Source organism: Micromonospora sp. ATA51, from assembly GCF_016802855.1.
GTDB classification, from domain to species: Bacteria; Actinomycetota; Actinomycetes; order Mycobacteriales; family Micromonosporaceae; genus Micromonospora; species Micromonospora sicca.
On sequence record NZ_JAEVHJ010000037.1, the window covers coordinates 25,334 to 33,706 of the forward strand.

Annotated in this window: 7 protein-coding genes and 1 riboswitch; of the genes, 4 read left to right on the forward strand and 3 right to left on the reverse strand. The window is 71.9% G+C overall.

The features are described from left to right. Positions 1 to 10: 10 nt before the first annotated feature. The 4 genes from JNW87_RS09225 (at position 11) to JNW87_RS09240 (ending at position 5,095) form a co-directional block, all read left to right on the forward strand. Positions 11 to 916 (forward strand): ABC transporter permease, encoded by a 906-nt coding sequence (locus tag JNW87_RS09225; RefSeq protein ID WP_109803189.1) that lies wholly within the window; start codon positions 11 to 13, stop codon positions 914 to 916. Next, a complete protein-coding gene (locus JNW87_RS09230; protein WP_109803188.1) occupies positions 909 to 1,709 on the forward strand; it encodes an ABC transporter ATP-binding protein in 801 nt (266 codons plus the stop codon). The genes JNW87_RS09225 and JNW87_RS09230 overlap by 8 nt, the downstream gene beginning before the upstream one ends. Before the next feature lie 140 nt (positions 1,710 to 1,849). Beyond that, positions 1,850 to 3,361, forward strand: a complete 1,512-nt coding sequence (locus tag JNW87_RS09235; protein ID WP_109803187.1) for a bifunctional cytidylyltransferase/SDR family oxidoreductase — start codon at positions 1,850 to 1,852, stop codon at positions 3,359 to 3,361. Between the two features lie 21 nt (positions 3,362 to 3,382). Beyond that, on the forward strand, positions 3,383 to 5,095 hold the full coding sequence (locus JNW87_RS09240; RefSeq protein WP_109803186.1) for a CDP-glycerol glycerophosphotransferase family protein: 1,713 nt from the start codon (positions 3,383 to 3,385) through the stop codon (positions 5,093 to 5,095). Between the two features lie 43 nt (positions 5,096 to 5,138). Here the strand turns inward: JNW87_RS09240 and uppS are convergent, their stop codons facing one another. From uppS to JNW87_RS09255, 3 genes are all read right to left on the reverse strand, one after another. Further along, complete coding sequence (gene uppS / locus JNW87_RS09245; protein ID WP_309233921.1) at positions 5,139 to 5,921, reverse strand: polyprenyl diphosphate synthase; 783 nt, start codon at positions 5,919 to 5,921, stop codon at positions 5,139 to 5,141. A gap of 33 nt (positions 5,922 to 5,954) precedes the next feature. Further along, on the reverse strand, positions 5,955 to 6,707 hold the full coding sequence (locus JNW87_RS09250) for an alpha/beta fold hydrolase (protein ID WP_109803185.1): 753 nt from the start codon (positions 6,705 to 6,707) through the stop codon (positions 5,955 to 5,957). A 120-nt stretch (positions 6,708 to 6,827) separates the two neighbouring features. After that, positions 6,828 to 7,649 carry a C39 family peptidase gene (locus JNW87_RS09255; RefSeq protein WP_109803184.1) on the reverse strand — a complete coding sequence of 274 codons (822 nt, stop codon included), beginning with the start codon at positions 7,647 to 7,649 and terminating at the stop codon, positions 6,828 to 6,830. 226 nt (positions 7,650 to 7,875) lie between these two features. Further along, positions 7,876 to 8,016: riboswitch (cyclic di-AMP (ydaO/yuaA leader) on the reverse strand. Positions 8,017 to 8,373: the final 357 nt, after the last annotated feature.

Genomic DNA, 8,373 nt, shown 5'->3' on the forward strand with positions numbered 1-8,373 from the left:
GCGCCTGACCATGGCCAACACCGCGGTGGCCGACCCCAACTCCGGAGTGACCCGGGCGCAGCTCGCGCAGCGGCACGGGCTCCGGATCGCGGGGGAACGCCCACCCCTGGCCGAGTACACCCGCAAGCTGTGGGCGTACCGACACTTCATGACCGCGTACTCGCGGGCGAAGGTGGCCTCGTCGTTCAGCAACACCCAGCTCGGCCAGCTCTGGCAGGTGCTGACCCCGCTGACCAACGCGGCGGTCTACTACCTGATCTTCGGCGTGATCATCTCGCAGAACCGGAACGTGCCGAACTTCATCGCGTACCTCTGCACGGGTGTCTTCATCTTCACCTTCACCCAGAGCGCGGCGTTGCAGGGCACCAGCGCGATCACCGGCAACCTGGGCCTGATCCGGGCGCTGCAGTTCCCCCGGGCGGCCCTGCCGATCACCGTCACGCTGGTGCAGTTCCAGCAGCTGCTCATGTCGATGGTGGTGCTGGCCGGGATCGTGTTGTTCACCGGCGAGCCGATCACCTTCCGCTGGCTGCTGATCGCGCCCGCGCTGGTGCTCCAGTCGATCTTCAACGTCGGGCTGACCATGATCATGGCCCGGATCGGCTCGAAGGTCACCGACCTCAAGCAGGTCATGCCCTTCGTGCTGCGGACCTGGCTCTACGGCTCCGGCGTGCTCTACAGCGTCAAGCTGTTCGAGGACCGGCTGCCCGGGTGGGCGGCGACCGCCCTGGAGTCCAACCCGATCCTGGTCTACATCGAGCTGGCCCGGTACGCGCTGCTCGACTCGGCGTACCCGGAGCACATCGCGTCCTCGCCGCTGCGGCTGTGGACTCTGGCCGTGACCTGGGCGGTGGCCTTCGGTTTGGGTGGATTCGTCTACTTCTGGCGCGGAGAAGAGGAGTACGGCCGTGGCTGACCAGACCCAGCCGGCGGGCAACGCCGCCGTGGCGGACGCGGGACGGGTCCCCACCGTGGTGGTGGACGACGTGCACGTGATCTACAAGATCCACAAGGGCGCCACCGGGGGCACGAGCCCGGTCGCCGCCCTCAAGCGCATCGTGTCCCGAACCAACGCGCCGAACATCCGTGAGGTGCACGCGGTCAAGGGGGTGAGCTTCACCGCGTACCAGGGTGAGGCCATCGGCCTGATCGGCAGCAACGGCTCCGGCAAGTCGACCCTGCTGCGGGCCGTCGCCGGGCTGCTCCCGCCAGCCCGGGGCGCGGTCTACACGCTGGGCCAGCCGTCCCTGCTCGGCGTGAACGCCGCCCTGCTCAACGACCTCTCCGGCGAGCGCAACGTGGTGCTCGGCTGCCTCGCCATGGGCATGTCCCCCGAGGAGGTCAAGCGGCTGGCGCCGGAGATCATCGAGTTCTCCGGGATCAACGAGCGCGGCGACTTCGCCTCGCTGCCGATGCGGACCTACTCCTCCGGCATGGGCGCCCGGCTGCGCTTCGCCATCTCCTCCGCGAAGAAGCACGACGTGCTGCTCATCGACGAGGCGCTGGCCACCGGTGACCGCAAGTTCCGGGCCCGCAGCGAGCAGCGGGTACGGGAGCTGCGCGACAGCGCCGGCACGGTCTTCCTGGTCAGCCACTCGATCAGCTCGATCCGGGACACCTGCGAGCGGACCATCTGGCTGGAGAGCGGCGTCCTGAGGATGGACGGCCCCACCGACGAGGTCTGCGACGCGTACGAGGGTCAGAAGTAGCCAGCCGGAGCGCACCGGCCGGGGCCCGCCCCGGTCGGTGCGCTCGTCGTACGCGTTAAGGTTTTCTGGTCGCTGGCGAAAGTTCACCACCCGGTCATCCAGGCGTAGAACCCCATCCCCCGCAGAAGTGAGGAACGGCAATGACGCAGGACCGCACCACCGCACCGGACGCCACGCCGGCGAGCCCGGCACCCTGGCGCCCCTCGCGGACGGTGGCCGTCATCCTCGCCGGAGGGACCGGGACCCGCCTCGGGCTGGGCATCCCCAAGCAGCTGCTGAAGATCGCCGGCAAGCCGATCATCGAGCACACGCTGGCCGTCTTCGAGGCCGCGCCGGAGATCGACGAGATCATCGTGCTGATGGCCACCGGCCACGTCGCCGACGCTGAGCGGATCGTCGCCAACGCCGGATTCCGCAAGGTCAGCCAGGTGATCGAGGGCGGTGACACCCGCAACGCCACCACCCGGATCGCGCTCGACGCGGTCGGCGAGGGCGACGTCAACATCCTCTTCCACGACGCGGTGCGGCCCCTGGTCAGCGCCCGGATCGTGCGCGAGTGCGTGAACGCCCTCTGGACGTACTCGGCGGTCGACGTGGCCATCCCCTCCGCCGACACGATCATCCAGGTCGACCAGGACGACTGCATCACCGACATCCCGGTGCGCGCGACCCTGCGGCGGGGGCAGACCCCGCAGGCGTTCCGGTCCGGCACCATCCGGGAGGCGTACCGGCGGGCCGAGGGCGACCCCGACTTCGCCGCCACCGACGACTGCGGCGTGGTGCTGCGCTACCTGCCCGGCACGCCGATCAAGGTGATCGACGGATCGGACGAGAACATCAAGGTCACCCACCCGGTCGACGTGCACCTGGCGGACAAGCTCTTCCAGCTCGCCGCCGCGCAGGCGCCCCGGCTGACCGACCAGCGCAGCTACACCGAGGAGCTGACCGGCCGGACCATCGTGGTCTTCGGCGGCAGCTACGGCATCGGCCACGACCTCGCCGAGCTGGCCCGCCGCTACGGCGCCCAGGTCTTCCCGTTCAGCCGCTCCACCACCGGCACGCACGTCGAGCGGGCCGAGGACGTGGCGGCGGCGCTGAAGACCGCCTTCGAGGCCACCGGCCGGATCGACCACGTGGTGGTCACCGCCGGCATCCTGGAGAAGGGCGCCCTCGCCGAGATGGACGAGGAGACGATGGACCGGCTCCTGCACGTCAACTTCGTCGGCCCGGTCACCATCGCCCGGCAGTCGCTGCCGTACCTCCAGCAGACCAAGGGTCAGCTGCTGCTCTACACGTCCAGCTCGTACACCCGGGGCCGGGCCCGCTACGCGCTCTACTCGGCCACCAAGGCCGCCCTGGTCAACCTGACCCAGGCGCTCGCCGACGAGTGGGCGGAGTTCGGCGTACGGGTCAACTGCGTCAACCCGGAGCGCACCGCGACCCCGATGCGGACGAAGGCGTTCGGCGAGGAGCCGGAGCACACCCTGCTCTCCTCCGAGGCGGTCGCCCAGGCGTCGCTGGACGTGCTGATCTCCGACCTGACCGGCCAGGTCATCGACGTGCGCCGGGCGCCCGGCGAACAGGTCGCGGCGGTGCCCGCCCAGCCGGGCGCGCACCCGTCCGAGCAGCTCTCCGCCGACGTCGACGCCTGACCCACCGAACGGACGACCGACATGCGTGGTGACCTGGTCCGGAAGCTGCTCGCCCGGGTGCTGACCACCGGGCTGGCGGTGCTGGCGTTCCTCGTCGTGGCGCTCACCGGGGCGACCGGGTGGGGGCTGGCGATCGCGGTGGCCGCCCTCGCGGCCGCCGCGGTGGAACGCCGGATCCGACCGGGCGCCGACGGCGTCGCCGAGTCGGTCCTGGTCGCCGCGGGCATCCTGGTCGGGTACGCCCGCCGGCTCGACGGCGGTTTCCACCCGGCGCTCGCCGCCACCGCGCTGGTCCTGCTCGGCCTGGTCCTGCTGGCCGCGCCGCTGCGCGCCGCGGGCGCCCTGGAGATCCGCGCCGCCAACCTGCCGGTCCGCACCTGGACGCCGCGGGTCACGGAGCGGCTCGGCGACGCGCTGCTGGTGCTGCTCGGGCTCGTCGCGGTCGCCGCCGCCGCCACCCTGCCCGCGTGGGTGCCGCTGGTCGCCGTCCTGCTGGTCGCACCCGGCTGCGCGGCGGTCGGCCTCGACCTCGCCCGGCGGCGGTTCCGGCCGCCGGCCGGCGGCGGTCCGGTGGGCCGGGCGCTGCGCCGCCACCAGCCGGAGTTCCTGCTCTACTTCTCCGCGCCGCCCGGGTCGGAGTACCAGGTCACCATGTGGCTGCCCTACCTGGAACGGATCGGCCGGCCGTTCCTGGTGCTGCTGCGCGAGCCGGAGTTCCTGCCGGCCATCGCGGCCGCCACCAGCGCCCCGGTCGTCTTCTGCCCGACCCTCAAGACGATGGACGAGGCGCTGGTGCCGAGCCTGCGGGCGGCGTTCTACGTCAACCACGGCGCGAAGAACAGCCACTGCATCCGCTTCTCGCAGCTCACCCATGTCCAGCTGCACCACGGCGACAGCGACAAGGCCCCCAGCGCCAACCCGGTGTCGGCGATCTTCGACCGGATCTTCGTGGCCGGGCCGGCCGCGATCGACCGGTACGCCCGGGCCGGCGTGGAGATCCCCGCGGAGAAGTTCGTCGTGGTCGGCCGCCCGCAGGTGGAGGGGATCGAGGTACGGCGGGAGCCGGCGCGCCGCCTGGCCGCCCCGACGGTGCTCTACACCCCGACCTGGACCGGGCACCACGCCGACGCCGACTACTGCTCCCTGCCCGTGGCCGAGACGGTGATCCGCCGGCTGCTCGACCGCGGCGCCACGGTGATCCTGCGGGCCCACCCGTACACCGGGCAGAACCCGACCTCGGCCCGGCAGCTCGCCCGGCTGACCGAGCTGCTCGCCGCCGACCAGGCCCGGACGGGACGGGCGCACCTCTGGGGCGCGGCCACCCGCGAGCTGACCCTGACCGAGTGCGTCAACCGCTCCGACGCGCTGGTCTCGGACGTCTCCGGGGTCATCTCGGACTACCTCTACTCCGGCAAGCCGTACGCGGTGACCGACATGGGTGTCGACGGCGAGCACTTCGTCGAACAGTTCCCGCTGGCCGGCTCCGGTTACGTGCTGCGCCGGGACATGTCCAACGTGGACGAGGTGCTGGCGGAGCTGCTCGACACCGACCCGAAGGCGGCCGACCGCTGGGCCACCCGGAGCCGCTACCTCGGCGACTTCCCGGCCGACTCGTACGCGGAGGCGTTCGTCGACGCCGCCCGCCGCCAGCTCGAACCGGACTGGAACCCGCCGGCGCCCCGGGCCGCGGACGCCGTCGCCCAGCACGGCTCCCCCCTGTCCCCCACGCCCTGAGCAGTCCTTCCGTCGCGGCGTCCGACGGTGCTCGTCCGGGTGGTCACGCCCCGAATCGTCGACCACGAGCGGAGTAGGAGCGCAGGGCGCGCAGGAAATCGATCTTCCGGAAGCCGGGCCAGTACACGTCGCAGAAGTACAGCTCGGAGTAGGCGGCCTGCCAGAGCAGGAACCCGGACATGCGACGTTCTCCGCTGGTGCGGATGACCAGATCCGGGTCGGGCTGGCCGCCGGTGTACAGACGCGCCGCGATGGCGTCGGCGGTGAGGCGTTGCGCGACGTCGTCGAGTGCGGCGCCCGCTCTCGCCTCGTCCTCCAGCAGCGAACGAACCGCACTGACGATCTCCTCGCGGCCGTCGTAGCCGATGGCGACCGTGAGGTGGAAGTCGGCGCCCCGCTCACGGGTGGCGTCCTCGGCGAGTTTCAGGGCGTGGCGGGTCGAGTCGGGTAGCACGTCCGCGCGGCCGGCCAGGTGGAGCCGCCACGGGTTGGCCGGGCGCAGGAGTGGCTCCGCGACGACCTCCTCGATCATCCGCATCAGGTTCTCGACCTCGTCGGACGCGCGTTTGCGCATGTTGTCCACGGAGGCGACGAAGAGCGTGACGTGGCGGATGCCCGTGTCGGCACACCAGCCCAGTACCTCGTGGATGTGCTCCGCGCCGTACCGGTGGCCCAGCCCGGGGTCGTCGAAGCCCATCTGCCGGGCCCACCGGCGGTTTCCGTCCGTCACCATGGCAACGTGGCGCGGCAGTGTCTGATGAGCCAGTTGGGCGCGGAGACGGCGGGCGTAGAGCTCATAGGCAAGGCGGCGGATGGGCTGCATCATGATCAGATATAACCACCTCAACCCGCCCGCGCATCAGTGGTACGGGTCGAGGAGGGCGAGGACCGCCTCCGGGTCCTCGACGTGGGCGTTGTGCCCCGGGCCGGGCAGGGTGGCCACCGGGACGCCGAACTCCTTGAGCTGGGCGTCGGTCACCATCGGATCGTGCTCGCCGCGAGCCAGCAGCACCGGCACGTCGGTCGCCGCGAGCAGCGCCGCCAGCCGCGGCTCCCCGACCCCGAACGCGGCCGGGTCCATCGCCAGCCGCCAGCGGCCGTCCTCCCGGCGCAGGCCGGCGTCGACCACCGGGTGGTCCGGGGCGAAGAGGCCGGCGAGGCCGGAGACCCGCAGGTAACGGCGGGCCGCCTCGTCCCGGCTGGCGAACCAGGTGACCGGCCGCTCGGCCAGCTCCCGGGCCTTGTCCAGCTCGGCGGGCGACCAGACCGCCTTGATGCCCAGCCCGACCACCGCCTCGATGGCCAGGCCGAGCTGCCGGGCGGCCAGCGCCAACGCCACCACCCCGCCGAGCGAGTGCCCGAGCACCACGAGCCGGTCCCGCGGTCCCAGCCGGTCGGCGACCGGCGCCAGGCCATCCACGACCCGCCGGGCCAGCGCCGCGAAGGTGTACGCCGGCAACGGCGGCGACCAACCGTGCCCGGCCAGGTCGGGGGCGAGCCACCGCCCCGCCCACCGGCGCTCCAGCAGCGGCGCCCAGGGCAGCCACACCTCGCCGGTGGCGCCCAGGCCGTGCAGCAGCAACAGCTGGCGGGTACCCGTCTCGTCGCCCATAGGGCGCAGTGTGCCACCGGTGGGACACCACGCGCGAGAGCCGGCGGCGGCCCGTACGGTCGGGCATACGACGTCGGCACGGCTCCAGGAGCCGGTGCCCGACGGGTGACGCGGAGTGGATCAGGCGGAGTAGCCGCGGGTGGCCATCCAGTTCGCCAGGTCGATCGTGGTGATCCAGTACGCCGGCAGCGCCGGGTTCGCCGAGTCGGCGATCCGGACGGTCCGGCCGTCGTTCTTGTAGCCGACCACGGCGATGTAGTGGCCGCCGGGGAACGAGTGCCAGCCGCCGTCGGTGTCGGTGGCGGAGCCGACGATGTTGGCGACCACGCCGCGGCCGTCGGTGATGGCCTTGACCACGTCGGCCTGGAGCTGGTCCATCTGGGCCGGGGTGGCCGGGCCGGGGATCATGTGGGTCCGGTACGGGTTGCCCTTGACCATCTGGTTGAGCCCGCGGGTGGTGTCCTCGGCCGAGTTGGTGCCGTTCTCACCGGCGTTCAGGGGGGCGACCATCGCGTCCTGAGTGGTCTCGACGCCGCTCGCGCTGAGCGCGTTGCGCACCGCGGCCGGGCCGCAGTTCCAGTAGGCGGTCTGCGCCTCGTAGGTGTAGTCGAGGACCTTGGTCGACGGCGGCTTCGGCGCCGCCTTGCGGGTCAGGTCCGGGTCCGGCTTGGCCGAGGTCGCCGTCGGCGACGGCTTGGGGCTGGGCGAGGTCGACGGGACGGCGGCGATCCGCTCCTGACTGCGGGTGGCCACGTCGCCGAGACGCGGGGCCAGCTCGGAGACGGCGGCGGTGGTCTCCTGGCGGACGGGCGCGTCGCCGGTGCCGGCGAGCAGGGCGCCGGTGCCGGAGGCCAGCACGAGCGCGGCGGCGGAGCCAGCCACGATCTGGTACGGGCGCTCGGTGGCGAGGCGCCGCAGCTGCCGCTTCAGGGTGTGCTTCATCTTGGTCCTCCACGGAAGGCGGGAGCGGCGCACGCCGATCCGACGCGCGGAGGAACTCACGCGTGACGAGGGATCAGGGCGGTGCGACCGCGGGAAGGGGGCGCCCGGTCAACCGGGCAGCAGGGCGGATGCCGGAGTCAGCGCGCCGGTCAGGCGAGCGACGGCACCGCGGCGCCGTGGAGGCGGGGGGACGGACGGGGGATGGGATCGAACTGCACGATGTTGGAACTCCTTCCGACACCGCCTACCGGGTTAGCTGACGGATTCGGGCGGGAAGTCGCCCTACCGCGGGCCGTGGCTCGCGGATTCACCCCGGACGTGCACTGGGTCCCCGGTTCGTGAGATCACGATTGAGCGGGTCGGCGCGGCGTCGCTTCTTGCGATCGGAAACCGCACCGGACGCGCTGACACTACCGGTGGGTATCCCCCGTGCCAAGCACCCCCACCTGCTTAAACCTCGGTCACCATTACTCTGACCGGAACAGCCCGTCACTGACGTCACTCAATGGGACAAGCAGTTATGACGGAACCGTCAGGCCACAATCGGACATCGGGTGGCGAGCGACCGGAAATTGCGGGGTGGATCAGCCCCGACTGACCCGGATGACCGTTTCCCGATTCGCGTGACCAGGCTCACCAATTTCAGGTCACAATTCAGCCAACCCGCGCGGGCCGCCAGCGTGCCGGACGGGCCGGGGCGGCGCCGGCCGCCACCGGGGCGAGG

What these genes read in the sequence shown, in the direction of transcription:
- JNW87_RS09235 (WP_109803187.1), top strand. Translation starts at nt 1,850, where the DNA reads ATGACGCAGGACCGCACCACCGCACCGGACGCCACGCCGGCGAGCCCG.
- JNW87_RS09240 (WP_109803186.1), top strand. Translation starts at nt 3,383, where the DNA reads ATGCGTGGTGACCTGGTCCGGAAGCTGCTCGCCCGGGTGCTGACCACC.
- JNW87_RS09255 (WP_109803184.1), bottom strand. Translation starts at nt 7,649, where the DNA reads ATGAAGCACACCCTGAAGCGGCAGCTGCGGCGCCTCGCCACCGAGCGC.
- JNW87_RS09225 (WP_109803189.1), top strand. Translation starts at nt 11, where the DNA reads ATGGCCAACACCGCGGTGGCCGACCCCAACTCCGGAGTGACCCGGGCG.
- JNW87_RS09250 (WP_109803185.1), bottom strand. Translation starts at nt 6,707, where the DNA reads ATGGGCGACGAGACGGGTACCCGCCAGCTGTTGCTGCTGCACGGCCTG.
- uppS (WP_309233921.1), bottom strand. Translation starts at nt 5,921, where the DNA reads ATGATGCAGCCCATCCGCCGCCTTGCCTATGAGCTCTACGCCCGCCGT.